This window comes from Dryocola sharpae (assembly GCF_051307055.1).
Taxonomy (GTDB): domain Bacteria; phylum Pseudomonadota; class Gammaproteobacteria; order Enterobacterales; family Enterobacteriaceae; genus Dryocola.
The window spans coordinates 1,597,559-1,624,183 of sequence record NZ_CP149994.1; the positions used below are offsets into that span (position 1 = coordinate 1,597,559).

Here is a 26,625-nt window from a genome sequence, read left to right on the forward strand (position 1 = left end):
TTAAGGAACCTTCATGTCCAGTAGCCTGATTAACAGTGCCATGAGTGGCCTGAGTGCTGCTCAGGCGGCACTGAATACCGTCAGTAATAACATTTCGAACTATAACGTGGACGGCTATACCCGTCAGACAACGGTGCTGGCACAGTCGAAAAGCACGCTCGGCGCCGGCGGCTACGTGGGCAACGGTGTGTACGTAAGCGGCGTGCAGCGTGAATATGATGCGTTTATCACCAACCAGCTTCGGGCGGCGCAAACGCAAAATAGCGGTTTGACGACGCAGTATCAGCAGATGTCCAAAATTGACGACATGCTCTCCGGCACCACTAACTCGCTGGCTACCACCCTGCAGGACTTTTTCTCCAGCATGCAGACGCTGGTGAGCAATGCCGAAGACCCGGCTGCCCGTCAGGCGCTGCTGGGAAAAGCGGATGGTCTGGTAAACCAGTTTAAGGTGACCGATCAGTACCTCCGCGATCAGGATAAACAGGTAAACCTGTCTGTCAGCAGCAGCGTCGATCAAATCAACACCTACGCAAGCCAGATAGCCAACCTTAACGATCAGATCTCACGCCTGAAAGGCGCGGGAGCAGGCGCTTCGCCAAACGATCTGCTCGATCAGCGCGATCAGCTGGTCAGCGAACTGAACCAGATAGTGGGTGTGGAAGTCAGCGTGCAGGACGGCGGGACTTACAACGTATCCATCGCCAACGGGCTTAATCTGGTCCAGGGCAGCACGGCTAACCAGCTGGCGGCCGTATCGTCCAGCGCCGACCCTTCACGGACTACCGTTGCCTATGTCGATAAAGTTTCCGGCGCCACTGAAATCCCGGAAAGCCAGCTAACCAGCGGTTCGCTGGGCGGAGTATTAACCTTCCGCTCGCAGGATCTGGATAGCGCGCGTAACCGCCTGGGACAGCTTGCATACTCTTTTGCGGACTCTTTTAACCAGGTGCATGCCGAGGGTTATGATGCCAACGGCGCTAAAGGAGAAGACTTCTTTACCGTAGGCAAGCCAGCAGTGCTGAGCAACAGTAATAATCCGACCAAAACAACGCTTGCCGCCAGCATCACCGACAGCTCGAAGGTGCAGGCCAGCGATTATAAAGTTGTCTATGACGGTTCAGACTGGCAGGTAACACGTCTGTCGGACAACGCGAAAATCACTGCTAAAACCACCACAGACGGTGATGGCAACGTTACCGATCTTGAGTTTGACGGCCTGAAAATAGGCGTTAACGGCACGGCAGAAAAGAACGACACCTTTACCATCAAGCCGGTAGCAAACGCCGTGGTGAATATGGGCGTGGCCATCAGCGACGAAAGCAAACTTGCCCTGGCGAGCGACCCGGACGCTGGCGACAGCGATAACCGCAACGCGCAGGCTTTGCTGGATTTGCAGAGTGCAAAAAAGGTGGGCGGCAATAAATCCTTTAACGATGCCTATGCAAGCATCGTCAGCGACGTGGGCAACAAAACAGCCAGTCTGAAAGTCACCAGCACCACGCAGACCAACGTTGTTACCCAGCTTAGCAACCAGCAGCAGTCTGTTTCCGGGGTTAACCTGGATGAAGAGTACGGCAACTTACAGCGTTACCAGCAGTACTATCTGGCTAACGCGCAGGTTCTGAAAACGGCATCAAGCATGTTTGATGCGCTGCTGGCAATTCGATAACCGAGGGAAGTCGTATGCGTATCAGTACCCAGATGATGTATGACCAGAACATGCGCGGCGTAACCAGCGCGCAGAGCGAGTGGCTGCGCTACGGCGAGCAGATGTCTACCGGCAAGCGTGTGACAAAGCCTTCTGACGATCCTATTGCCGCCTCACAGGCGGTGGTGCTGTCGCAGGCTCAGGCGCAGAACAGCCAGTATGCCACAGCGCGAACTTTTGCAACTCAGAAGGTCTCTCTTGAAGAGAACGTGCTAAGCCAGGTTACCACGGCTATCCAGTCTGCCCAGGAAAAAATTGTTTATGCCGGTAACGGCACGTTAAGTGACGATGACCGGGCTTCCCTGGCAACCGATCTGCAGGGTATCCGCGATCAGATCCTTAACCTTGCCAACAGTACCGACGGCAACGGGCGCTATATTTTTGCCGGTTATAAAACAGATGCCGCACCCTATACCGAAAACGCAGGTCAGGTAGTTTACGGCGGTGGTGAGCAGGCGGTTACCCAATCTGTGGATGCGGCAAGGACCATGACCATCGGCCACACGGGTACAGAGATATTTGACCATATCACCAGTAACGCCAAACCTGAGCCGGATGCAGCGGATGGTACAGCGACAGAAAGCGAAACTGACCTGTTTAAAATGCTGGATACTGCTATTGCCGCATTGAATAAGCCTGCGGCGGAACTTGACGATGCCGACAAACAGGTGCTCAGTGATGTAATAGATAAAACTAACCGCGGGCTGAGTAACTCTCTGAACAATGTGCTGACGGTGCGCTCTGAACTGGGGACCCAGTTAAGCGAACTGGAAAAACTTGATGCTTTAGGAAGCGATCGGGCATTGGGCCAGACGCAGCAAATGAGCGATTTGGTTGATGTCGACTGGAACTCAACCATCTCCTCCTACGTCATGCAGCAGGCGGCATTGCAGGCTTCTTATAAGGCCTTTAGCGACATGCAGGGCATGTCGCTGTTTCAGTTAAATAAATAAAAAAGCTGGTTGAAAAGTTTGGGCGTGTCATGAAACTGGACACGCATCATGTGCCCACTTCCGCACCTCGGAGTGGGCTTTTTTTTGCCCGCAACGGGGATAGATAGCGACATAAAAAAAGCCGGTCAGCTGCCTGACCGGCTTTTCATTATTGCCTGAGCTTACCCGGCGCTTTGTGGACGAGTCGCTGGCGCGGCTGCCTGATGCGTTGCGCTGTGACCGCCTGCCGAGCCGCGGCCGGTAAACTCAAAGTCCGGACGGACCCAGTCGCTTGTACGCGCTGGCTCTGGCGTATAGTCAGGCGCAGGAGCACGCGTCATTGGCGCAGTTGCATGCTTAACAGCGTGCGGAACCGGTACAGGCGCTGCCACTGGCGCTGCTGGCTCTGCCGCAGGCGTAGTTTTAACAGCCGCTTCTGATTCCGCCTGAGCAGGTTTGCTCTCTTCAATAGCCGCTTCTGATTCCACCTGAGCAGGCTTGCTCTCTTCAATAGCCGCTTCTGATTCCACCCGAGCAGGCTTGCTCTCTTCAAAGGTAGCAACCGGTGCTTCCGGGGCAGCTTGTTCCGCTACCACAGGGGCAACTTCTGCCATTTCCGCAGCCTGAACAGCGTCCGCAGGGGCTTCATCCGCGGCAGGCGTCACCTCTGCAATGACCTGTTCAGCGACAACTTTATCCTGCCCGGAAATTAACTGCGGCTGTTCGGTAACCGGCGTGGCTATCGCTTCTGGATGCGTAGTTTCAACTACTGGCTCAGCCACCGGCGCTTCCTGAACCACAGGCTCAGAAACCGCAACCTCTGTCGGCTGCTGAACGGCTGCTGCAATCGGTGCTGCTTCGATCGTTGCTTCTTCAGCAACAACGTCATTCTGCACCTCTTCCGGCGCCGCAACCTCCTGACGGGCGATTGGGTAGCTTATCCAGGCTTTACCGGATGCCAGTTCAGGCGATGCGCAGGCAACCGTCAACGGCATTGGAGACTGGGCTGGATAACGTTCATCACGATAGCGACGACGACGCTGGCCGCTCACGCGCAGATGGCGTGGGGAACGACGTGAGCGACGCGGCATACCGTTAGCGTCATTACGTGAATCGCCGTTCTCGTCCTGCTCGTTAGCCGGGGCTTCAACTACGGCCGGCAATGGAATAGTAGCCAGTTCGGTGTGAGGCGTATCGACCGCCTGCGCCGGGGCCGCTTCTTCCTGAGCCGCTGCCGCTGCCTGAGCTGCAGCAATATCTTCAGCAGATTCGAAACGCACTTTCTGGCTCAGCTGACGCTGTTTACGGCGCGGCATCACCTGAACGCGTTCTTCCTGCTCGGCTTCGACTTCAACGACGTCGTCGCGTTGCAGCGTTTTAACTTCCTGCTGCGCCTGACGCTTGTCATCGTTGCGACGGCGGTTGCGATCGCGACGCGGCTGTTGCTCATCACGTGCCTTCGGTTTTTCAACTTCTTCTGCTACGTTCTGGCGAGGCTCACGAACTTCACGAACCTCTGCGTTTTGCTGCTGGCCCTGGGCCTGACGGCGGTTGCGACGGTTTTCGTCACGGTTTTCACGCGGCTCGCGGCTTTCGCGGCCTTCGCGATTTTCGTTGCGGCTATCGCGGTCGCGGTTGTTGCGATCGCCACGGTCACGACGGTTGTTCTGGCGGCGGTTGTTACGACGCTCCTGACCCTGGCGTTGTGTGGCGGTCTCCTCAGGTTTCTCTTCTTTGACTTCTTTGTTCTCGACGGTGGTGGCTTCACCGGCAAACAGGTTTTTCAGGGCGCTGACGATGCGGCTGACCAGGCCTGGCTGCGCTGGCGCCTGCGATGGCGCTGGGGCTGCGGTTTTAGCCGCGGCTGCAGGCTTCTCAGCAGGCGTTGCTTCCTGCGGCGCTGCAGGCACGTCTGGCATAACGAAAGTGGCGAGCGCTGGCTGTTCCGGGCGTTTACGCTCGGCGTGCTCTTCATCAGACGGCATGGCCATCTCTTCTTCATGCAGCTTCGGCAGCATGTAGCTCAGCGTTTTGGTCTCTTCGCCTTTACGCACGCGCAGAACGGAGTAGTGCGGCGTTTCCATCCGATCGTTTGGCACGATGATGGCTTTTACGCCGCCCTGACGGGTCTCAATGGCGCTTACCGCATCGCGTTTTTCGTTCAGCAGGTAGGAGGCAACCTGGACCGGAACGATGGCATGCACTTCCTGGGTATTCTCTTTCAGCGCTTCTTCTTCAATCAGGCGCAGAATGGAGAGCGACAGGGATTCGTTGTCACGAATTGTCCCGGTACCGCTACAGCGCGGACACACATGGTGGCTTGACTCGCCCAACGACGGGGAGAGGCGCTGACGGGACATTTCCAGCAGGCCGAAGCGAGATATGTGGCTGATCTGGATACGGGCGCGATCCTGACGCACCGCTTCGCGCAGACGGTTTTCAACCGCGCGCTGGTGGCGAACCGGGGTCATGTCGATAAAGTCGATAACAATCAGGCCGCCGAGGTCGCGCAGGCGGAGCTGACGGGCGATTTCATCGGCTGCTTCAAGGTTGGTATTAAAGGCCGTCTCTTCGATATCGCCGCCGCGGGTTGCGCGAGCGGAGTTGATGTCGATGGCGGTCAGGGCCTCGGTGGTGTCGATAACGATTGAACCACCGGACGGCAGACGGACTTCTCGCTGGAAGGCGGACTCAATCTGCGACTCAATCTGATAGTGGCTAAACAGCGGAATTTCACCGGTGTAGAGCTTAATTTTGCTGCTGAAATCCGGACGACCCAGCGCGCCGATATGCTGACGAGCCAGCTCGAGCACTTTCGGGTTATCGATAAGGATCTCGCCGATATCCTGGCGCAGATAGTCGCGGAAGGCGCGGACGATAACGTTGCTTTCCTGATGGATAAGGAACGGGGCAGGGCGGCTCTCAGCGGCTTTGAGAATCGCTTCCCAGTGTTTCAGGCGGAAGCTTAAGTCCCATTGCAGCGCTTCAGCGGATTTACCCACGCCGGCAGTACGTACAATCAGACCCATGCCGTCCGGCAGTTCCAGAGAAGAAAGGGCCTCTTTCAGCTCGGTACGATCGTCACCCTCAATGCGGCGTGAAATACCGCCGGCACGCGGGTTGTTCGGCATCAGCACCAGATAGCTGCCGGCCAGGCTGATAAAGGTGGTTAAGGCCGCGCCTTTATTGCCACGCTCTTCTTTATCAATCTGGACAATCACTTCCTGGCCTTCGCGCAGAACGTCTTTAATGTTCGGGCGGCCATGTGATGAATAATTAGACGGGAAGTACTCGCGGGCAATTTCTTTGAGAGGGAGGAAACCATGACGTTCCGCGCCGTAATCTACAAATGCCGCTTCCAGACTTGGTTCAATGCGGGTGATTTTTCCTTTATAGATGTTGGCTTTTTTCTGTTCGTGTCCTGGGCTTTCAATATCCAGATCGTACAGACGCTGCCCATCTACAAGGGCGACACGCAACTCTTCTTGCTGAGTCGCGTTTATTAGCATTCTTTTCATCGTAACTTACTCATTATTCTTACATAGGTGATTAGCTACGGGCATGGTAACGCTGACCGGGAATGAACCGATGGCCTCGTGACTAAACGCACAGTCGCCAACCTCACGGTTGTCGCTTGCTGAGAGGCGCAAAGTGTCGGTAGCCTGTATTTCATACGGAAATACAGCGCAATTATCGTGGGAACAAGTCCTGGAAATAGTTTCGCAAGCGTTGATTCCATTTACCGGCCAGGCTGCAACCCGCAGCCCGCTAACTGCCTGAAAGTACATTACGTCTTACGCCATTGCTGCGTGGATGTTCGTTCAGACAAAAATGGTAATTCCGCAAAATTCCTTGCGCTAACAAGTATCAACACGGAAAACCGCAACATTATTCCATTGCTAACCTTATTATAGCAAGATGACTTTTGCCTTTGATGCCTCGTTTCTTACAGATTTTTAACCCGCTTTTTTTCAGCCTGAGGCTGAAAATGCAAAAAGAGAGGTTATATCGTCTTGAACCGGGCAGAATGTCAGTTAAGCACATAAAAATGAGTGGCGCTATGCGCGCACGCTATTTAGAATCGCCCACCATGAAAACCCAGACACCTTCCGTAAAAATCGTTGCTATTTCCGCCGATGAGGCCGGGCAACGTATCGACAATTTTTTGCTCTCCCGTTTAAAGGGCGTGCCGAAAAGTATGATCTATCGCATTTTGCGCAAAGGCGAAGTGCGGGTGAATAAAAAACGCATCAAGCCTGAGTACAAACTCGAAGATGGCGATGAAGTCAGGATCCCTCCCGTCAGAGTGGCCGAGCGCGAAGATGCGCCCATCTCACCGCACCTGCAGAAAGTGGCGGCGCTGGCTGACGCTATTCTCTATGAAGATGACCATATCCTGGTGCTGAACAAGCCTTCAGGCACGGCGGTACATGGCGGCAGCGGATTAAGCTTTGGCGTAATCGAAGGCCTGCGCGCGCTACGCCCGGAAGCCCGCTTCCTGGAACTCGTACATCGTCTGGACCGCGATACTTCCGGCATCCTGCTGGTGGCGAAAAAGCGCTCCGCGCTGCGTTCGTTACATGAACAACTGCGTGAAAAAGGCATGCAGAAGGACTATCTGGCGCTGGTTCGCGGCCAGTGGCAGTCGCATCTGAAAGTGGTGCAGGCTCCGCTGCTGAAAAACATTCTGCAAAGCGGCGAACGCATTGTGCGCGTTAACAGCGAAGGCAAAGCGTCGGAAACGCGCTTTAAAGTGGAAGAGCGTTACGCTTTTGCCTCGCTTGTGCGCTGCAGCCCGGTAACCGGCCGCACGCATCAGATTCGCGTGCATACGCTGCACGCCGGGCATCCTATCGCCTTCGATGACCGATACGGCGATCGCGAGTTTGATAAACAGCTGACGGGTACAGGATTAAACCGCCTGTTCCTGCATGCCGCTGCGCTGCGCTTTACGCATCCGAACACAGGTGAAATTATGCGCGTTGAAGCGCCGCTGGATGAGCAGCTCAAGCGTTGCCTGACGGTCTTGCGTAACGCCACCTGATGCATGACGCTCCCGCCCGGGAGCGTTTTTTTATGCCAGAAGCGGATTGCATCCCTCTTTTATTAACATCTCGCACAAGGCGATTAACGGCAGCCCAACGAGCGTATTGGGATCGCGCCCTTCCAGTCGTTCAAACAGCGTAATGCCCAGCCCTTCGCTTTTAAAACTGCCTGCGCACTGCAGCGGCTGTTCTTTGCGAACGTAATGGCGGATCTCTTCTTCGCTTAAGTGGCGAAAATGAACATCAAAAGGTTCGCATATCGTCTGCAGATGACCGTTTTGCGAATTATAAAGCGCAAGCCCGGTGTAAAAAGTCACTATGCTGCCGCGAGCGAGGAGAAGTTGCTGCACCGCATTTTCTTCAGTATGCGGTTTTCCAGCGATCTGATTATTTAAGACGCAAACCTGATCCGAGCCGATAATTAAATGCGCGGGAAAGGTATCCTTTAAGGCCTGCGCTTTGGCCTGGGCAAGGCGGGTGACCAGCGCGCGGGCGCTCTCGCCGGCCTGTGATGTTTCATCGGTAAGAGGCGAGGCGGTAATAAACGGGACGCCAAGTTTTTCAAGCAGGGCGCGGCGGAAAGGAGAGGTCGATGCCAGCACAATCGGTTTCATATTTTTTTTCATTAAAGATAGCGAATTGGATAAAGGCATTTTAAACTGTGCCACCGCAATGTGTGCGAATAAATGGCGAAAGGCGCTGTTTCGAGGCCTTTTTCTTTGACTCTACGTCGTTACAAAGTTAATATGCGCGCCCTATGCAAAAAGTAAAATTACCCCTGACTCTTGATCCGGTTCGTACGGCTCAAAAACGCCTTGATTACTCCGGTGTCTATACACCTGAACAGGTTGAGCGCGTCGCCGAATCCGTAGTCAGTGTGGACAGTGATGTGGAATGCGATATGCGTTTTGCTATCGATGACCAGCGCCTCGCGGTTCTTACCGGCGATGCAAAGGTTGCGGTAACACTTGCATGTCAGCGTTGCGGGAAGCCGTTTGCTCATCAGGTCTACACGCAGTATTGTTTTAGCCCGATCGTCAAAGACGAGCAGGCTGAAGCACTCCCGGAAGCGTACGAGCCGGTTCAGGTTAACGAATTTGGCGAAATCGATCTTCTGGCTCTGGTTGAAGATGAAATCATCCTCTCCTTGCCAGTGGTTCCGGTGCATGATTCTGAACACTGTGAAGTGTCCGAGGCGGACATGGTCTTTGGCAAACTGCCTGCAGAGGCGGAGAAACCAAATCCATTTGCCGTATTAGCCAGTTTAAAGCGTAAGTAATTGAGGAGTAAGGTCCATGGCCGTACAACAGAATAAACCAACCCGTTCCAAACGTGGCATGCGTCGTTCCCATGACGCGCTGACCACCACCACCCTGTCCGTGGACAAAGTTTCTGGCGAAACTCATCTGCGTCACCACATCACCGCCGACGGTTACTACCGCGGCCGCAAGGTTATCGTTAAGTAATCTGGCGATACCTTGAGACGTCTAACCCTTGCGTTAGATGCCATGGGTGGGGACTTCGGTCCTTCCGTGACAGTGCCTGCAGCATTGCAGGCACTGGACTCTAATTCCCAGCTAAGCCTTCTTTTAGTCGGATGCCCCGACGCCATCACGCCATTACTTGCCAAAGCTGATTTCGAAAAACGTTCACGCCTGCAGATTATTCCTGCGGAATCGGTTATTGCCAGTGATGCCAGGCCGTCGCATGCGATCCGCAACAGCCGTGGTTCATCCATGCGTCTGGCGCTTGAGTTGGTGAAAGAGGGGCGGGCCGAGGCCTGCGTAAGCGCCGGTAACACCGGTGCCCTGATGGGGCTGGCAAAATTATTGCTTAAGCCCATTGAAGGAATTGAACGCCCGGCGCTGATGACGGTTCTGCCTCATCAGCAAAAAGGCAAAACTGTGGTGCTGGATCTCGGCGCCAATGTAGACTGCGACAGTAATATGCTGGTGCAGTTTGCCATTATGGGCTCCGTAATGGCGGAAGAGGTGCTGGGCCTGGTTAACCCTCGCGTGGCGTTGCTGAATATCGGTGAAGAAGAGACCAAAGGCCTCGACAGTATTCGCGATGCCTCTGCATTATTAAAAACAATGCCTTCTATCAACTATATTGGTTATCTTGAAGCCAACGAACTGTTGACCGGAAAAACGGATGTACTGGTGTGTGATGGCTTTGTTGGTAACGTCACACTCAAGACAATGGAAGGGGTTGTCAGGATGTTCCTTTCGCTACTGAAATCGCAGGGCGAAGGGAAAAAAAAGTCGTGGTGGCTGATTTTATTGAAGCGTTGGTTACAAAAGCGTCTGACCAGGCGATTCAGTCACCTCAACCCCGACCAGTATAATGGCGCCTGTCTGTTAGGATTGCGCGGTACCGTGATAAAGAGCCACGGTGCGGCCAATCAGCGAGCGTTTGCCGTCGCGATTGAACAGGCAGTGCAGGCGGTGGCGCGGCAGGTTCCCACCCGAATTTCTGCCCGCCTGGAAACTGTATTACCGAAGAGTGACTGAGCGTACATGTATACGAAGATTATTGGTACGGGCAGCTTTCTGCCCGAACACGTGCGGACTAACGCCGACCTGGAAAAAATGGTGGATACTTCTGACGAGTGGATTGTCACCCGTACAGGTATTCGCGAACGCCGAATCGCAGCCCCCGAAGAAACCGTGGCGACCATGGGCTATGCTGCGGCAACGCGCGCGCTGGAAATGGCCGGCGTCGATAAGTCCCGGATTGGCCTGATCGTTGTCGCGACCACGTCGGCGACGCACGCGTTCCCAAGCTCGGCCTGCCAGATCCAGAGCATGCTGGGCGTTAAAGGCTGCCCGGCGTTTGACGTTGCAGCCGCTTGCGCAGGCTTTACCTACGCGCTGAGCATCGCCGATCAATACGTGAAAAACGGTGCGGTAGACTATGCGCTGGTTATCGGGTCCGACGCGCTGGCCCGCACCCTCGATCCACAGGATCGCGGCACAATTATTCTGTTTGGTGATGGTGCAGGCGCTGTTGTAGTCGGTAAGAGCGACGAGCCGGGCATTATCTCCACGCATCTGCATGCGGACGGCAGCTACGGCGAACTGCTGACGCTGCCAAACCACGATCGCCTCGATCCGTCTAAATCGGCCTATCTGACGATGGCCGGTAACGAAGTCTTCAAAGTGGCGGTCACTGAACTTGCGCACATTGTCGATGAAACGCTGACGGCAAACAATCTGGACCGCTCGGATCTCGACTGGTTAGTGCCGCATCAGGCCAACCTGCGTATTATCAGCGCGACGGCGAAAAAGCTGAGCATGTCGATGGACAACGTAGTCGTTACGCTCGACAGGCACGGTAACACTTCTGCGGCCTCAGTGCCTGCGGCGCTGGATGAAGCGGTCCGTGACGGGCGCATTAAACGCGGTCAGCTGATCCTGCTTGAAGCATTCGGCGGCGGCTTTACCTGGGGTTCGGCACTGGTTCGTTTTTGATTATAGGGATGAGGAAATGACTCAATTCGCTTTTGTTTTCCCGGGGCAGGGGTCCCAGACCGTCGGTATGCTGGCTGATTTAGCCGCCGCTTATCCGATTGTCGAAGAAACCTTCCGTGAAGCTTCAGACGCGCTGGGCTACGATCTCTGGACGCTGACGCAACAAGGTCCGGCTGAAGAGCTGAATAAAACCTGGCAGACCCAGCCTGCGTTGCTGGCAGCTTCAGTAGCGATTTATCGCGTCTGGCAGCAGCAGGGCGGTAAAATGCCCGCGATGATGGCAGGTCATAGCCTGGGTGAATACTCGGCGCTGGTTTGCGCAGGTGTTATCAATTTTGCTGACGCTGTCCGCCTGGTCGAATTACGCGGCAAATTGATGCAGGAGGCGGTGCCGGAAGGCACGGGCGCAATGTCTGCAATTATCGGCCTGGACGACGCTTCTATCGCGAAAGCGTGCGAAGAAGCAGCTCAGGGACAGGTTGTCTCCCCGGTGAACTTTAATTCACCAGGTCAGGTAGTAATCGCAGGCAACAAAGAAGCCGTAGAGCGCGCTGGCGCGGCGTGTAAAGCAGCAGGCGCTAAACGCGCGCTGCCGTTGCCGGTGAGCGTGCCGTCCCACTGCGCGCTGATGAAGCCTGCGGCAGATAAATTAGCCGCGGCGCTGGAAAAGATTACCTTCAACGCGCCGGCCGTACCGGTTGTGAATAACGTTGATGTGAAATGCGAAACGTCGCCGGAAGCGATCCGTAGCGCGCTGGTACGCCAGCTCTACAGCCCGGTGCAGTGGACGAAGTCAGTAGAATTTATGGCGGCGCAGGGCGTGGCCCAGTTGCTGGAAGTCGGTCCGGGTAAAGTTCTGACCGGCCTGACTAAACGTATTGTTGACACCCTGACCGCAGCGGCCATTAACGAGCCAGCTTCTCTGTCAGCGGCGCTTGAGCAATAAAACGAGGAAGCCCATGAGTTTTGAAGGAAAAGTTGCGCTGGTAACCGGCGCAAGCCGCGGTATCGGCCGTGCCATCGCTGAGACCTTAGTGGCTCGCGGTGCAAAAGTTATCGGCACTGCCACCAGCGAAAGCGGCGCGCAGGCCATCAGTGACTATTTAGGCGCGAACGGTAAAGGCTTTATGCTGAATGTGACCGATCCGGCATCTATTGAGTCGGTATTAGGAAATATTCGCGCAGAATTTGGCGAAGTGGATATTCTGGTAAATAATGCTGGTATCACTCGCGACAACCTTTTAATGCGCATGAAAGATGACGAGTGGAACGATATCATCGAAACCAATCTGTCATCCGTATTCCGTCTGTCAAAAGCGGTAATGCGAGCTATGATGAAAAAGCGTCATGGTCGTATTATCACTATTGGTTCCGTGGTTGGCACCATGGGAAATGCTGGTCAGGCTAACTACGCTGCGGCGAAAGCAGGCCTGATTGGTTTCAGTAAATCGCTGGCGCGTGAAGTTGCGTCCCGCGGTATTACTGTAAACGTTGTTGCTCCGGGCTTTATTGAAACGGACATGACGCGTGCGCTCTCTGACGATCAGCGTGCGGGTATACTGGCGCAGGTTCCAGCGGGTCGCTTAGGTGACGCAAAAGAAATCGCCAGTGCAGTAGCATTTTTAGCCTCTGACGAGGCCGGGTACATCTCTGGTGAGACCCTGCACGTCAACGGCGGAATGTATATGGTTTAACCACGATTAAAATTATTTGCGTTATTTGGGCGAATGCCCGCAAAATAGCGTAAAATCGTGGTACGACCTGCCGGGATTTAGTTGCATCTTTTTCAACATTTTATACACTACGAAAACCATCGCGAAAGCGAGTTTTGATAGGAAATTTAAGAGTATGAGCACTATCGAAGAACGCGTTAAGAAAATCATTGGCGAACAACTGGGCGTTAAGCAGGAAGAAGTCGTAAACACCGCTTCCTTCGTTGAGGACCTGGGCGCTGATTCTCTTGACACCGTTGAGCTGGTAATGGCTCTGGAAGAAGAGTTTGATACTGAGATTCCGGACGAAGAAGCAGAGAAAATCACCACCGTTCAGGCTGCCATTGATTACATCAACGGTAACCAGGCGTAAGTGAACATCTCCAGGCGGTCACTCGACCGCCTGAGTTTTATCTGATTGTCCCACAAGTCCTATTTTTTCCCTCCCTGGAGGACAAACGTGTCTAAGCGTCGTGTAGTTGTGACCGGACTGGGCATGTTGTCTCCTGTCGGCAATACCGTAGAGTCTACCTGGAAAGCTCTCCTTGCCGGTCAGAGTGGCATCAGCCTGATCGACCATTTCGATACTACCGCCTATGCAACGAAATTTGCTGGCTTAGTAAAGGATTTTAACTGTGATGACATCATCTCGCGTAAAGAACAGCGCAAGATGGATGCCTTCATTCAATATGGAATTGTCGCTGGCCATCAAGCCATGCTGGATTCTGGGCTTGAAGTAACGGAAGAGAACGCATTCCGTATTGGCGCCGCTATCGGCTCCGGTATCGGTGGGCTGGGTCTTATCGAAGAGAACCACACTTCGCTGGTTAACGGTGGTCCACGTAAGATCAGCCCGTTCTTCGTACCGTCTACGATTGTGAATATGGTGGCGGGTCATCTGACCATTATGTTCGGTCTGCGCGGCCCCAGCATTTCCATTGCCACGGCCTGTACTTCCGGCGTGCATAACATCGGTCATGCAGCGCGCATTATCGCTTACGGCGATGCGGACGCGATGCTGGCAGGCGGCGCAGAAAAAGCCAGTACTCCGCTGGGCGTTGGTGGTTTTGGTGCAGCGCGTGCGCTCTCCACCCGCAACGATAACCCGCAGGCGGCAAGCCGCCCCTGGGATAAAGACCGTGACGGCTTCGTGCTGGGCGACGGCGCGGGCGTGATCATGCTCGAAGAGTATGAACATGCGAAAAAACGCGGCGCCAAAATCTACGCGGAAATCGTCGGCTTTGGGATGAGCAGCGATGCTTACCATATGACTTCTCCGCCGGATAACGGGGCAGGCGCGGCGCTGGCGATGGAAAATGCGCTGCGTGATGCAGGCGTGACGCCAGGCCAGATTGGTTATGTCAACGCGCACGGCACCTCCACGCCTGCGGGTGACAAAGCCGAAACGCAGGCGGTGAAATCCATTTTTGGCGCGGACGCAAACCGTGTTCTGGTAAGCTCCACCAAATCTATGACCGGTCACCTGTTAGGTGCTGCGGGTGCGGTAGAGTCTATCTACTCCATCCTGGCGCTGCGCGATCAGGCCGTTCCGCCAACCATCAACCTCGACAACCCGGATGAAGGCTGCGATCTGGACTTTGTTCCACACGTTGCGCGCCAGGTATCAGGGATGGAATACACGCTGTGTAACTCCTTCGGCTTTGGTGGTACTAACGGTTCTCTGATCTTCAAAAAGATCTAGACCCGTTGCATAAAGGGCTCGTTTACGAGCCCTTTATGTTTTTTCAATCCCGCACTTCAGATTTCCTCCCTTGCTGCTTTCTCTCTGCGCTGGCACGCTGATGCCATCAAACTCTGAGGAACCGTTATGTACCTAATCAATGGGCAGCGGCAGACGACGCTCCCGGCAAACGATCGTGCAGTGCAGTTCGGTGACGGCTGCTTTACGACAGCGGCTGTCAGAAATGGAAAAGTAATCTTTAGCGAGCAGCATCTGCACCGCTTACAGCAGGCCTGCGAGAAGCTTCTGCTTCCGTTCACCGAATGGTCTTTGCTGGCCTGCGAGATGCAACAGCTCGCAAGGAATGAAGCGTTAGCCGTACTGAAGGTTATTATCAGCCGGGGCGCTGGCGGAAGAGGCTACGGCGCAGCAAACTGTAGTCAACCCACCCGCATTCTCAGCATCTCACCTTTTCCCGCTTTTTATGACGACTGGCGAACTCAGGGCATAAGCCTTGCGCTCAGTCCGGTTTGCCTTGGCGTTAATCCGCATCTTGCTGGCGTTAAACACCTAAACCGGCTCGAACAGGTCTTAATCCGTACGCATCTTGAACAGACGCCCGCTCAGGAGGCCCTGGTCCTTGACAGTGACGGGTGGCTTACGGAATGCTGTGCGGCTAATTTATTCTGGCGTAAGGGGGATGCGGTTTATACCCCTTATGTCGATCGCGCCGGCGTCAACGGTACGATGCGCCAGCGCATAATGGCCTTTCTGAACGATGCCGGCTGGCAGATTCAGGAGGTGCGGGAGAGGGTAGAAACGCTCGCGGCTGCCGATGAGCTGATTATCTGTAACGCGCTGATGCCGGTGGTTCCGGTTAAGCAGGCGGAGGCCTGGCGTTACCGTTCGCGTGAGCTTTATCATTTTTTAGCGCCACTTTGTGAGTAAAAGATTACCGATGAAAAAAATGCTACGTTTCTTTGTGCTGTTGCTGGTGGTTCTTGGGATCGCCGCAGGTGTCGGCATGTGGAAAGTCCGCCAGCTGGCAAACAGCCACCTGACAATTAAGCAGGAAACCGTTTTCACCCTCAAAGCGGGAACCGGCCGCCTTGCCCTGGGCAAGCAGCTCTATGAAGAGAAGCTGATTAACCGCCCTCGCGTGTTCCAGTGGCTGCTTAAAGCCGAACCTGAGCTTGCTAATTTTAAAGCGGGCACCTATCGCTTCAGCCCGCAGATGACGGTGCGCGATATGTTAAAGCTGCTTGCCAGCGGTAAAGAGGCGCAGTTCCCGATTCGCTTCGTGGAAGGGATGCGTCTGAGCGACTGGCTAAAACAGCTGCGTGAGGCGCCCTATATCAAACACACGCTGAAAGACGATAGCTACGCTACCGTTGCCGCAGCGCTGAAGCTTGAGCATCCCGACTGGGTAGAAGGGTGGTTTTTCCCTGATACCTGGCTGTACACCGCCAATACAACGGATATCGCGCTGTTGAAACGCGCCCACGAGCGCATGAAAAAAGCCGTACAGGAAGCCTGGGACGGAAAAGCCGAAGGGCTGCCGTATAAAACGCAAAACGATCTCGTTACCATGGCTTCCGTGGTTGAAAAGGAAACCGCCGTGGCGAGCGAGCGTGACCGGGTCTCGTCGGTGTTTATCAACCGCCTGCGTATCGGGATGCGTTTACAAACGGATCCAACGGTGATTTACGGCATGGGCGACAGCTATAATGGTAAGCTGTCGCGCAAGGATCTTGAGACGCCGACCCCTTATAACACTTATGTCATAAGCGGCATGCCGCCGGGGCCGATTGCGATCCCGGGCGCGGCGTCGTTACAGGCTGCGGCGCACCCGGCGAAAACACCTTATCTCTATTTTGTCGCCGACGGAAAAGGCGGGCATACCTTTAATACCAACCTCGCCAGCCACAATCAGGCGGTGCAGGCTTATATCAAAGCGCTGAAGGACAAGAATGGTCAGTAAATTTATCGTCATTGAGGGGCTCGAAGGAGCAGGGAAAACCAACGCGCATAACGTCGTGGTTGCCACTTTGAAAGAGCTGGGCGTTACCGATCTGGTCTTCACGCGTGAACCGGGCGGTACGCCGCTCGCGGAAAGGCTGCGTGAACTTACGCTCAATAATAAGGGCATCGGCGATGAAGTCGTGACCGACAAAGCCGAAGTGCTGATGTTTTATGCCGCGCGGGTTCAGCTCGTTGAAACGGTTATCAAGCCGGCCCTTGCTCGCGGAGCCTGGGTAATTGGCGATCGTCATGACCTTTCGACCCAGGCTTATCAGGGCGGCGGGCGCTGTATCGATCGGCGTCTGCTGATGGCGCTGCGCAATACCGTGCTGGGGGATTTCTATCCCGATCTGACGATTTACCTGGATGTCACGCCGGAAGTGGGCCTGACCCGCGCCCGCGCCCGCGGCGAGCTGGACCGCATTGAACAGGAATCCATCGATTTCTTCAATCGTACCCGGGCGCGCTATCTGGAGCTCGCGGCGGCGGACAGCCGTATTAAAACCATCGATGCAACCCGTTCGCTGGATGAGGTCTCGGCAGCCGTGCGCAGCGCGGTTATTGACTGGGCGAAGGGACTTATCTGATGAAATGGTATCCCTGGCTGCGCGGGCCGTTTGAGCAAATCCTCAGCCAGCATCAGGCCGGGCGCGGTCACCATGCGTTACTGCTGCATGCGCTGCCCGGTATGGGCGACGATGCTCTGATTTATGCTCTGAGCCGCTGGCTGATGTGCCAGCAGCCGCAGGGCAACAAAAGCTGCGGACATTGCCGTGGTTGCCAGCTTATGCAGGCCGGGAACCACCCTGACAGCTACGTTATCGCCCCGGAAAAAGGCAAAGCTAGCCTCGGGATCGACAGCATTCGTGAAATCACCGAAAAGCTGTACGGCCACGCCCAGCAGGGTGGAGCGAAAGTGGTCTGGCTTACCGAAGCAGGGTTGCTGACCGAAGCGGCGGCCAACGCGCTGCTCAAAACGCTTGAGGAGCCGCCTGCGAATACCTGGTTTTTCCTCGGCTGTCGTGAACCCGCTCGTCTGCCCGCCACGCTTCGCAGCCGCTGCCTCTACTGGTATCTCTCTCCTCCGGATGAAACCTTCGCTCTGGCCTGGCTTGCCCGTGAAAGCTCGCTGGATAGCGCGCAGCTGCGTGCGGCGTTACGCCTGAGCTCTGGCGCACCTGCTGCGGCAGCGGAACTTCTGCAGCCTGAGAACTGGAAACATCGCCAGCTGCTGTGCGAAAAACTGGCCCAGGCCTGTGCTGCAAAAGATCTCCTCGCGCTGCTGCCGGTGCTCAATCATGAAGATGCCGTTCAGCGTATTCACTGGCTTAGCTCGTTGCTGCTTGACGCGCTGAAATGGCAGCAGGGCGCGGGACAGTGGCTCGCCAACGATGATATGCAGCCGCTGGTGGCAAACCTTGCCGTCAGCGCCAGGCCTGCCGTATTGCAGGCGACGTTGCAACACTGGTTCATCTGCCGCGACTCCTTGCTGACGGTGGTGGGTGTGAACCGGGAATTACTGATTACCGAACAACTGCTGACCTGGGAGCGCTATCTGCAGCCGGGTGCTATCCTTCCCTCTCCACATCTTTAAGAGTGTCTGTATGTTTCTGGTTGACTCACATTGCCATCTTGATGGCCTGGATTATCAATCCCTGCACGAAAACGTCGATGACGTCCTGGCGAAAGCGGCCGCAAGGGACGTGAAGTTCTTCCTTGCCGTTGCCACCACGCTTGACGGCTACCGTGGGATGCGTGAACTGGTTGGCGAGCGCGAGAACGTCGCCTTCTCCTGCGGCGTTCATCCGCTTCATCAGGAAGAGGAATACGACGTCGAAGCGCTCCGTCGCCTGGCCGCCGAGCCTGGCGTCGTCGCCATGGGCGAAACCGGCCTGGACTATTTTTACACGCCGGAAACGAAACCACGCCAGCAGGAGTCTTTTCGCAACCATATTCGCATCGGGCGTGAACTCAACAAACCGGTGATTGTGCATACGCGCGACGCGCGTGCGGATACGCTGGCGATTCTGTCTGAAGAGAAAGTGACAGAATGTGGCGGAGTACTACACTGTTTCACAGAAGATCGGGAAACGGCGGGAAAGCTGCTGGATATGGGGTTCTATATCTCCTTTTCCGGCATTGTGACCTTCCGCAATGCGGAGCAGCTACGTGTTGCCGCGCGCTACGTTCCTCTGGATCGCATGCTGGTTGAGACGGATTCACCTTATCTGGCGCCCGTCCCGCACCGCGGCAAGGAGAATCAGCCGGCAATGACGCGCGATGTAGCAGAGTACATGGCGGTACTGAAAGGTGTTTCGGTGGAAGAGCTGGCCGCGGCGACCACAAAAAACTTTGCTGATTTGTTCCATATCTCCCCTTCACGCCTGCAATCCGCCTGATAATCCGGTTATTTTAAAGCTCGTAATTAATCAGTGAAGCGAGTAAAGTGCTCCGCCATAAAAAGGGCGGAGTAGCTCTTTTTTGCAACAATCAGACATGGGTTATGTAAATTTTTGAAAGTTTTCAGGCCGACTCTCTTTGAAACGTGATAGCCGTCAAACAAACTTTCTCCTATTTATTTTACTCTGCGTAATAAATAAAGGGCCCTTAGAGGCCCTGATTATGGACCGCTTCTCCCCGCGGTCCGATGCGCATAATGCGTAAAAAAAAGCACAAATACTCAGGAGCACTCTCTATTATGTTTAAGAACGCATTTGCTAACCTGCAAAAGGTGGGTAAATCGCTGATGTTGCCAGTATCCGTACTGCCTATCGCAGGTATCCTGCTGGGCGTCGGTTCTGCAAACTTCAGCTGGCTGCCAGCCGTGGTTTCTCACGTTATGGCGGAAGCGGGCGGCTCAGTTTTCGCCAACATGCCGCTGATCTTCGCCATCGGTGTTGCGCTGGGCTTCACCAATAACGATGGTGTTTCCGCGCTGGCCGCCGTGGTTGCTTACGGCATTATGGTGAAAACCATGGCTGTGGTTGCGCCGCTGGTCCTGCATCTGCCTGCAGAAGAGATCGCAGCCAAGCACCTTGCCGATACGGGCGTGCTGGGCGGCATCATCTCCGGTGCTATTGCAGCCTACATGTTCAACCGTTTCTACCGTATTAAGCTGCCTGAGTATCTGGGCTTCTTCGCCGGTAAACGTTTCGTGCCGATCATTTCCGGCCTGGCCGCGATCTTCATGGGCGTTGTGCTGTCCTTCATCTGGCCGCCAATCGGTACGGCTATTCAGACCTTCTCCCAGTGGGCTGCTTACCAGAACCCGGTTGTGGCGTTCGGTATCTACGGCTTCGTAGAGCGCTGCCTGGTGCCGTTCGGTCTGCACCACATCTGGAACGTTCCATTCCAGATGCAGATTGGTGAATACACCAACGCTGCAGGTCAGGTGTTCCACGGCGATATCCCTCGTTATATGGCAGGCGACCCAACCGCGGGCAAACTGTCCGGCGGCTTCCTGTTCAAAATGTACGGCCTGCCTGCTGCCGCTATCGCTATCTGGCACTCGGCGAAACCTGAGAACCGTGCAAAAGTTGGCGGCATCATGATCTCCGCCGCGCTGACGTCGTTCCTGACCGGTATCACCGAGCCAATCGAATTCTCCTTCATGTTCGTGGCCCCAATCCTGTACGTCATCCACGCGGTGCTGGCAGGCCTGGCGTTCCCGATTTGTATCCTGCTGGGTATGCGTGACGGTACTTCCTTCTCTCACGGTCTGATCGACTTCATCGTGCTGAGCGGCAATAGCAGCAAGCTGTGGCTGTTCCCGGTAATTGGCCTGTGCTACGCGGCGATTTACTACACCGTGTTCCGCGTGCTGATCAAAGCGCTGGATCTGAAAACCCCGGGTCGTGAAGACGCAACTGCCGAGACCAGCGCCACTTCCACAAGCGAAATGGCCCCGGCTCTGGTTGGCGCTTTCGGCGGCAAAGAGAACATCACTAACCTGGACGCCTGTATTACCCGTCTGCGTGTTAGCGTGGCCGACGTTTCTAAAGTCGACCAGGCTTCTCTGAAGAAACTGGGTGCGGCAGGTGTGGTGGTAGCTGGTTCAGGCGTTCAGGCGATCTTCGGTACGAAATCCGATAACCTGAAAACTGAAATGGATGAATGGATCCGTAACAGCTAAGCAGTGATTTGGGGAGACTAAGGCAGCCGAACGGCTGCCTTTTTTAATGCCTGCAAAACGGTGCCGGCGCGAAAGTGCGCTTTTATCAGAACCGGTAGCTGGCGGTAACGCTGAAGTTGCGTGGCTCGCCGTAAACAATCGATCCCTCAACGTTGGTGTCATACGTCTTGTCGAGCAGGTTATTAATATTACCCTGCAGGGAGAAGTTTTTCGTGACCTGGTAGCGGGTGAACAGGTCAACCAGCGCGTAGCTGCCTTGCTCTGAACGCCATGTACCGTATGCCGTCGCAAGATCGCTGTAAACACGGTTCTGCCAGTTTACCCCACCGCCTACGGTCAGCTCAGGCACGGCCGGCAGTCGATAGCTGGTGAACAGCTTCACGCTGGTGCGCGGCAGATTCGGGTTAACCGCATTGCCCGCCTCGTCTTCCGCAACGTAGCGCGTAGCGCCAAAGGTCATCTGCCAGTTGTCGGTCATCGCGCCGTTGATCTCAAACTCAACGCCTTTGCTTACGGTGCCATTCACGCCTTTATAGGCAGTATCGGTCGAGCCGGAAATGTTTTGGCCGGTGCTCTGGGCCACGTTGTCCTGCTCGATGCGGAACACCGACAGGGTGGTGGTCAGGCGGCTGTTCATCCAGTCGGATTTCAAACCCACCTCGTAGTTATTGCCGGTAATCGGCGCGAGGTATTTGCCCGTGCTGTCCCGGTACTCCTGCGGCTGGAAAATCGAGGTATAGCTGGCGTAGGCAGACCAGTTATCGTCGATGTCATACACCAGGCCCGCATACGGAGTGGTGTGGTTTTTCTCCATGCTGTAGCTCAGGGTATCGACACGCCAGTTGGTATAACGAGCGCCGAGGATCAGATGCAGAGGATCGGCCAGAGATATGCGGGTCGCCGCATAGAGCGACTTCATATGCTTTGTATCATCCTGGGCAATGGTCTGTTCGCCCCAGCTGGTTTCCGGGAAATTGCCGTCATAGTCGTAGAAGCTGCCCAGCTCGTCCGGGAAGACGTTCGCCCAGGAATTGAAGTAACGGTTTGTTTGCTTACTGTAGCTCGTGCCGACCATTAAATTATGCTGGCGGCCGAAGAGGTCATAGTTACCGTCAGCGAAGAGATCCAGCGCGTCCATTTTACGCTTGCCGCTGTTCCAGCCCGTGCCGCCAACGTAGTCATAGCCCGGACCGTAGTTACCATAAGGGCCAACCAGCATGCCCGTCTCTTTATTTACCACCGCGTCCAGATACATCATTTTACTGTCGAATTTGGCTTCGGTATGGGTCGCGTTCAGGGTCGCCTGCCAGGTATCGGCAAAACGCTGTTTTAGCGTCATAAAGACTTTATTGAACTCTTTATCGTTATAAGCCCAGTCCGGCGCCGTACTGTGGGCGCGATCGTAATGTTTTTTGCTGCCGTCGGTGTTCCAGCGCGGCAGGCCGCCCCAGGTCGGGCTGTTCACGTCGATACGCTGGTATTCATAGCCTGCTGAGAGACTGGTGGAATCGCCCAGATCGGTATCGAGAATACCCGAGAAGAACGTTTTCTCGCTGTTATAGCGATCGAGCCATGAATCGTTATTCTGATAACCCGCCACGATACGGGCGCGCACGTTGCCATCTTCGGTGAGCGGGCTTTGCAGGTCGGCGACGTAGCGCTCTTTATTCCAGCTGCCGTATTCCGCAGAAAGGTCGCCTTTAAATTCACGGCTGGTGGCATGTTTGCGCACCATATTAATAGCCGCCGAAGGGTTGCCCGCGCCGGTCATTAAGCCGTTTGCTCCGCGTACTACTTCTACACGATCGAAAAGCGCGGTATCAGACAGGGCGTCGCCGAGGTTCCAGCGAGACTCAAAATAGGTCGGAATGCCGTCAACCATGTAGTTATCAATCTGAAAACCACGTGAGTAATAAAGGCTGCGATCGGAATCGGCGCTGCTTTTGCTAATGCCGGTCGTATTATCCATGATGTCGCCCAGCGTCTGTAGCTTCTGATCCTCCATGCGCTGCTGGCTGACGATGGTCACTGACTGCGGAATGTCCCGCTGGGTCATGTTCATTTTTGTGCCGGCGGTGGTGGTTTTTACGCTGTAATCCTGCTCTTCAGCGGAGTTTACGTCAGCGCCGGTGGTGCCTTCGACGATAAGCGTATCTTCGGTAGTATTCGTGGCGGCTAAGCCTGCGGCTGGTGTCAGAGCAAAAGCGATACAAGCAGCCAGCACAGAAGGCGCGAAGGTGATTGACCGCTTGGCATCCCTGGCATGAATGGATAAAGACATCATAAACCCTTAATCAAATGTTGGAAGTTATGCCCCGGCGCCAGATAGTCGCTTGCCGGGCCATCTTTGTTATTTTCTGGGTGGCAATTGCGCATGAAAATGCAAATGAGAAATATACGCATTCATATTGACGCTGTAAATATCTGTTATGTCGGTGAATGAAATATGATTTCAGCTGTCGCGTTACTAACAGAAAGCGCCTGGCTGGTTAGCAGAGCAGCAGCCGGCGGGTTTTTGCGTAAAGAAATAAAGGGTTGAGGTTGAAAGAGCGGGAGTAACTCGCTCATACTCTTATGTCAGCCGCGCATCAGGGACTCGTTCGCGCACGCAACGCCTGCAACTTACGCCACAAACTAATGAAAAAAGGTAAACGTCATGGCCGAAGAAACTATTTTCAGTAAAATCATTCGCCGCGAAATTCCGGCTGATATCGTTTATCAGGATGAACTGGTTACCGCCTTTCGCGATATTTCTCCCCAGGCGCCTACCCATATCCTTATTATTCCCAACGTGCTGATCCCCACGGTAAACCACGTCACCGCTGAGCATGAGCAGGCGTTAGGGCGCATGTTGACGGCTGCGGCGAAGATTGCTGAGCAGGAAGGCATTGCAGAAGATGGCTATCGCTTAATCATGAACTGTAACCGCCACGGCGGGCAGGAAGTTTATCATATTCATATGCACCTGCTGGGTGGACGCGCGCTCGGGCCGATGCTGACCCACAAGGGATAAAGCGATGAAACGGAGCCCTCTCTTATTGCTGCTGGCGGCGGTGCTGTTGGCGGGATGTGGTTCCCGTCCCGCCATTCCGGTGAATGACCAGCAGACGCTGGTGATGGAGGCAGCGGTGCTGGCCGCCGGGATCAGCGCTGAAAAACCAGATATATCATCGGTTGACGGCGCCACCGTTTCTCAATCTGAGCTGTATAATGAGCGAAGCGTTCCGGTCACAGTGAACTATCGTTTCTACTGGTACGACGCAAAAGGGCTGGAAATCCATCCGCTCGAAAAACCACGCTCGGTGACGATACCGGCAAAAGCCGCATTAACGGTATCGTCAACGGCCAGCTATCCGGATGCACGTAAGGTGCGTCTTTATCTCTCTTTATAAGGGGTGAATTTTGATTAAGGGAATCCATCGATATCTGGCGGTCGCCGCAGCGGCGATGATTTTGACTGGCTGTATTAACCGTGGCGGTGAACAACCGGCTCCGGTCGAAGAAATCAAACCGGGCACTGCTCAGCCAGCACAGCCTGAGCCAACGGTGCCGTCAGTGCCAACCGTACCGACACAGCCTGGCCCCATTACTCAGCCGGAACCCACCATTCCTGCCACGCCAAAAGTACGCAACTATGACTGGGGCAGCGCGATGCAGCCGATGGTTGGCAAAATGCTGCAGGCCGATGGCGTAACGCCCGGCGGCGTGCTGCTGGTGGACAGCGTCAACAACCGCACTAACGGAACGCTTGATACCAGCAAGGCGACGGAAGCCCTGCGCGGCGCGCTTGCCAACAACGGCAAATTTACGCTGGTCTCCGCCCAGCAGCTTTCAATGGCTAAGCAGCAGCTGGGCTTGTCTCCGCAGGACAGCCTGGGTTCACGCAGTAAGGCTATCGGTATCGCGCGTAACGTAGGCGCGCAGTATGTGCTTTACAGCAACGCCAGCGGCAATGTCCATTCGCCGACCGTAAAAATGCAGCTGATGCTGGTGCAAACCGGCGAGATTATCTGGTCGGGTAGCGGTGCGGTACAGCAGTCTCAGTAACGCGTCACTGCAGAAGGTGATTGCGCATTCTCTTCCGGCGGCTCAGGCCGCCGGTTGCTTTTCTGCGCTGGAAGGGCTGAGCGGCGGCAGCCTGCGTTTTAAAGCTGGCGAGCGGGAGTATGTCGCCCGGCATCAGCTGGCGTCGTCGATGCCCGGCGTCTCGTTAAAACGCCAGTATCGCGCCCTGAAGCGCCTGCCCGCAGGTATCGGTCCGGCGCCGGTGTGCCTGGCCGATGGCTGGCTCATCGTTGAATGGCTAGCAGGCGAGGTAAAATCAGAACCTGTGTCGCCGGACCGGCTCGGCCCGGTGCTGTATCATTTGCATCGTCAGCGCCGCTTTGGCTGGCGCATCAGTTTGTTACCCCTGCTTGAATATTACTGGCAGCATGCCTCGCCGGCGCGACGCAGCCCGCTCTGGCTGCGCTGGCTAAAGCAGATGAAGCGGCGGGGCGAACCAAAGCCCCTGCGGCTCGCGCCTGTGCATATGGACGTCCATGCCGGCAACCTTGTGCATCAGCAAAATGAAATCAGGCTTATCGACTGGGAATATGCGGGCGATGGAGACATCGCGCTGGAGCTGGCGGCGGTCATTACGGCGAATAATATCGATGGCGGCGAGCTGCTGCATGCTTACGCAAATTTAAGCAATATCGCTCCTGAAACGCTGCAGCGTCAGGTCCATCGCTGGCGGCCATGGGTTATGATGCTGATGGCGTCATGGTATGAATGCCGCTGGCGGCAGACGCAGGACAGAACATTTTTAACGCTGGCAGACGAGGCCTGGAGCCTGCTGCGGGCGACGAACCAATAAAGAGAGGTAGATGTGGGCCCGGTAATGTTGGATGTGGCAGGCTTTGAGCTGGATGCCGAAGAGCGTGAGATTCTGCAGCACCCGCTGGTGGGCGGGCTGATACTCTTTACCCGCAACTATCACGATCCCGAACAGCTACGCGAGCTGGTTCGCCAGATTCGTGCAGCATCGCGCCATCGTCTCGTGGTCGCAGTCGATCAGGAAGGTGGACGCGTGCAACGCTTCCGTGAAGGATTTACCCGTCTTCCAGCCGCGCAATCTTTTGCGGCTATTCATGGCCTGGAGAAGGGCGGCGAGCTGGCGCAGGATGCAGGCTGGCTGATGGCCAGCGAAATGATCGCTATGGATATCGACATCAGCTTTGCGCCGGTGCTGGATATCGGCCATATCAGCGCGGCGATCGGCGAGCGTTCATATCATGAAGATCCGCTCAAGGCGCAGGCGTTAGCGACACGCTTTATCGACGGCATGCATGCCGCAGGCATGAAAAGCACCGGCAAACATTTCCCCGGCCACGGTGCGGTGACAGCGGATTCCCATAAAGAAACGCCGCGTGACCCTCGCGAAGAAGCCGTTATTCGCCAGCATGATATGCAAATTTTCCGCATGCTTATTTCCGATAATAAACTTGATGCCATCATGCCGGCACACGTGATCTACACTGATGTTGATCCTCGTCCGGCGAGCGGTTCCGCGCACTGGTTAAAAACCGTGTTGCGCGGTGAGCTGGGTTTTGAAGGCGTGATCTTCTCTGACGATTTATCTATGGAAGGCGCGGCGATTATGGGCAGCTACGCCGAACGAGGCCAGGCCTCGCTGGATGCGGGTTGCGATATGATCCTGGTCTGCAATAATCGTAAGGGTGCCGTGAGCGTGTTAGATAACCTGTCGCCGGTCAATGCGGACCGTGTTACAGGTTTGTATCATAAAGGTTCATTTACCCGTCAGGAACTGATGGCTTCCGCGCGCTGGAAGCAGGTTAACCAGCAGCTTGAAGCGCTACATGAACGGTGGCAGGCCCACAAGGCGGGTCTTTAACCCTCAGGCCCGATGGCCTGT

General features: G+C 55.2%; 25 protein-coding genes. 22 read left to right on the forward strand and 3 right to left on the reverse strand.

The window, feature by feature from the left end:
- Window positions 1-13: 13 nt before the first annotated feature.
- A complete protein-coding gene (flgK, locus tag WLO31_RS07630; RefSeq protein ID WP_435929871.1) occupies window positions 14-1,672 on the forward strand; it encodes a flagellar hook-associated protein FlgK in 1,659 nt (552 codons plus the stop codon).
- A gap of 14 nt (window positions 1,673-1,686) precedes the next feature.
- On the forward strand, window positions 1,687-2,664 hold the full coding sequence (gene flgL, locus WLO31_RS07635) for a flagellar hook-associated protein FlgL (RefSeq protein WP_435929872.1): 978 nt from the start codon (window positions 1,687-1,689) through the stop codon (window positions 2,662-2,664).
- A gap of 161 nt (window positions 2,665-2,825) precedes the next feature.
- Here the strand turns inward: flgL and rne are convergent, their stop codons facing one another.
- On the reverse strand, window positions 2,826-6,161 hold the full coding sequence (gene rne, locus WLO31_RS07640; protein ID WP_435929873.1) for a ribonuclease E: 3,336 nt from the start codon (window positions 6,159-6,161) through the stop codon (window positions 2,826-2,828).
- A 572-nt stretch (window positions 6,162-6,733) separates the two neighbouring features.
- Between rne and rluC the strand changes: the two genes are divergently transcribed.
- Window positions 6,734-7,687, forward strand: coding sequence for a 23S rRNA pseudouridine(955/2504/2580) synthase RluC (gene rluC, locus WLO31_RS07645; RefSeq protein ID WP_435929874.1), 954 nt, complete (start codon window positions 6,734-6,736; stop codon window positions 7,685-7,687).
- 30 nt (window positions 7,688-7,717) lie between these two features.
- Here the strand turns inward: rluC and WLO31_RS07650 are convergent, their stop codons facing one another.
- Window positions 7,718-8,302: a Maf family protein gene (locus WLO31_RS07650; protein ID WP_435929875.1), complete on the reverse strand. Its 585-nt coding sequence runs from the start codon at window positions 8,300-8,302 to the stop codon at window positions 7,718-7,720.
- Between the two features lie 143 nt (window positions 8,303-8,445).
- Here WLO31_RS07650 and yceD point away from each other — a divergent pair, with 143 nt between their 5' ends.
- The 14 genes from yceD to ptsG all read left to right on the forward strand — a co-directional run bounded on the left by yceD (window position 8,446) and on the right by ptsG (window position 20,708).
- Complete coding sequence (yceD, locus tag WLO31_RS07655) at window positions 8,446-8,967, forward strand: 23S rRNA accumulation protein YceD (RefSeq protein WP_271124876.1); 522 nt, start codon at window positions 8,446-8,448, stop codon at window positions 8,965-8,967.
- Between the two features lie 16 nt (window positions 8,968-8,983).
- Window positions 8,984-9,154 (forward strand): 50S ribosomal protein L32, encoded by a 171-nt coding sequence (rpmF, locus tag WLO31_RS07660; protein ID WP_034939285.1) that lies wholly within the window; start codon window positions 8,984-8,986, stop codon window positions 9,152-9,154.
- A gap of 12 nt (window positions 9,155-9,166) precedes the next feature.
- A complete protein-coding gene (gene plsX, locus WLO31_RS07665; RefSeq protein ID WP_435929876.1) occupies window positions 9,167-10,201 on the forward strand; it encodes a phosphate acyltransferase PlsX in 1,035 nt (344 codons plus the stop codon).
- Between the two features lie 6 nt (window positions 10,202-10,207).
- Window positions 10,208-11,161 carry a beta-ketoacyl-ACP synthase III gene (locus WLO31_RS07670; RefSeq protein ID WP_435929877.1) on the forward strand — a complete coding sequence of 318 codons (954 nt, stop codon included), beginning with the start codon at window positions 10,208-10,210 and terminating at the stop codon, window positions 11,159-11,161.
- Window positions 11,162-11,177: 16 nt separating this feature from the next.
- The gene (gene fabD, locus WLO31_RS07675; RefSeq protein WP_435929878.1) at window positions 11,178-12,107 is read left to right on the forward strand and encodes an ACP S-malonyltransferase; all 930 of its coding nucleotides are present in this window, start codon (window positions 11,178-11,180) and stop codon (window positions 12,105-12,107) included.
- 13 nt (window positions 12,108-12,120) lie between these two features.
- Window positions 12,121-12,855 (forward strand): 3-oxoacyl-ACP reductase FabG, encoded by a 735-nt coding sequence (gene fabG, locus WLO31_RS07680; RefSeq protein ID WP_121267806.1) that lies wholly within the window; start codon window positions 12,121-12,123, stop codon window positions 12,853-12,855.
- Between the two features lie 154 nt (window positions 12,856-13,009).
- Window positions 13,010-13,246, forward strand: a complete 237-nt coding sequence (gene acpP / locus WLO31_RS07685; protein ID WP_167608032.1) for an acyl carrier protein — start codon at window positions 13,010-13,012, stop codon at window positions 13,244-13,246.
- Window positions 13,247-13,333: 87 nt separating this feature from the next.
- Window positions 13,334-14,575: a beta-ketoacyl-ACP synthase II gene (gene fabF / locus WLO31_RS07690; protein ID WP_435929879.1), complete on the forward strand. Its 1,242-nt coding sequence runs from the start codon at window positions 13,334-13,336 to the stop codon at window positions 14,573-14,575.
- 126 nt (window positions 14,576-14,701) lie between these two features.
- Window positions 14,702-15,502, forward strand: coding sequence for an aminodeoxychorismate lyase (gene pabC, locus WLO31_RS07695; protein ID WP_435929880.1), 801 nt, complete (start codon window positions 14,702-14,704; stop codon window positions 15,500-15,502).
- Between the two features lie 10 nt (window positions 15,503-15,512).
- Complete coding sequence (yceG, locus tag WLO31_RS07700; RefSeq protein WP_435929881.1) at window positions 15,513-16,535, forward strand: cell division protein YceG; 1,023 nt, start codon at window positions 15,513-15,515, stop codon at window positions 16,533-16,535.
- On the forward strand, window positions 16,525-17,163 hold the full coding sequence (gene tmk, locus WLO31_RS07705) for a dTMP kinase (protein ID WP_435929882.1): 639 nt from the start codon (window positions 16,525-16,527) through the stop codon (window positions 17,161-17,163). Before yceG ends, tmk begins: the two co-directional genes overlap by 11 nt.
- Complete coding sequence (gene holB / locus WLO31_RS07710; protein WP_435929883.1) at window positions 17,163-18,170, forward strand: DNA polymerase III subunit delta'; 1,008 nt, start codon at window positions 17,163-17,165, stop codon at window positions 18,168-18,170. The genes tmk and holB overlap by 1 nt, the downstream gene beginning before the upstream one ends.
- A 10-nt stretch (window positions 18,171-18,180) precedes the next feature.
- Window positions 18,181-18,975, forward strand: coding sequence for a metal-dependent hydrolase (locus WLO31_RS07715; RefSeq protein ID WP_435929884.1), 795 nt, complete (start codon window positions 18,181-18,183; stop codon window positions 18,973-18,975).
- Window positions 18,976-19,274: 299 nt separating this feature from the next.
- Window positions 19,275-20,708 (forward strand): PTS glucose transporter subunit IIBC, encoded by a 1,434-nt coding sequence (ptsG, locus tag WLO31_RS07720; RefSeq protein WP_435929885.1) that lies wholly within the window; start codon window positions 19,275-19,277, stop codon window positions 20,706-20,708.
- Between the two features lie 85 nt (window positions 20,709-20,793).
- Here the strand turns inward: ptsG and fhuE are convergent, their stop codons facing one another.
- Window positions 20,794-22,989, reverse strand: coding sequence for a ferric-rhodotorulic acid/ferric-coprogen receptor FhuE (fhuE, locus tag WLO31_RS07725; RefSeq protein ID WP_435930548.1), 2,196 nt, complete (start codon window positions 22,987-22,989; stop codon window positions 20,794-20,796).
- Between the two features lie 375 nt (window positions 22,990-23,364).
- On the opposite strand from fhuE, the gene hinT reads away from it, so the two are divergent.
- The 5 genes from hinT to nagZ are packed head-to-tail and all read left to right on the forward strand — an operon-like array spanning window position 23,365 to window position 26,604.
- Window positions 23,365-23,721 carry a purine nucleoside phosphoramidase gene (hinT, locus tag WLO31_RS07730; RefSeq protein ID WP_435929886.1) on the forward strand — a complete coding sequence of 119 codons (357 nt, stop codon included), beginning with the start codon at window positions 23,365-23,367 and terminating at the stop codon, window positions 23,719-23,721.
- Between the two features lie 4 nt (window positions 23,722-23,725).
- Window positions 23,726-24,100: a YcfL family protein gene (locus WLO31_RS07735; RefSeq protein WP_435929887.1), complete on the forward strand. Its 375-nt coding sequence runs from the start codon at window positions 23,726-23,728 to the stop codon at window positions 24,098-24,100.
- A gap of 10 nt (window positions 24,101-24,110) precedes the next feature.
- Window positions 24,111-24,755, forward strand: coding sequence for a penicillin-binding protein activator LpoB (gene lpoB / locus WLO31_RS07740; RefSeq protein ID WP_435929888.1), 645 nt, complete (start codon window positions 24,111-24,113; stop codon window positions 24,753-24,755).
- Entirely contained in the window at window positions 24,733-25,566 is an 834-nt protein-coding gene (thiK, locus tag WLO31_RS07745) for a thiamine kinase (protein ID WP_435929889.1), read from the forward strand. Before lpoB ends, thiK begins: the two co-directional genes overlap by 23 nt.
- Window positions 25,567-25,578: 12 nt before the next feature.
- Window positions 25,579-26,604 carry a beta-N-acetylhexosaminidase gene (gene nagZ, locus WLO31_RS07750; protein ID WP_435929890.1) on the forward strand — a complete coding sequence of 342 codons (1,026 nt, stop codon included), beginning with the start codon at window positions 25,579-25,581 and terminating at the stop codon, window positions 26,602-26,604.
- Window positions 26,605-26,625 lie beyond the last annotated feature (21 nt).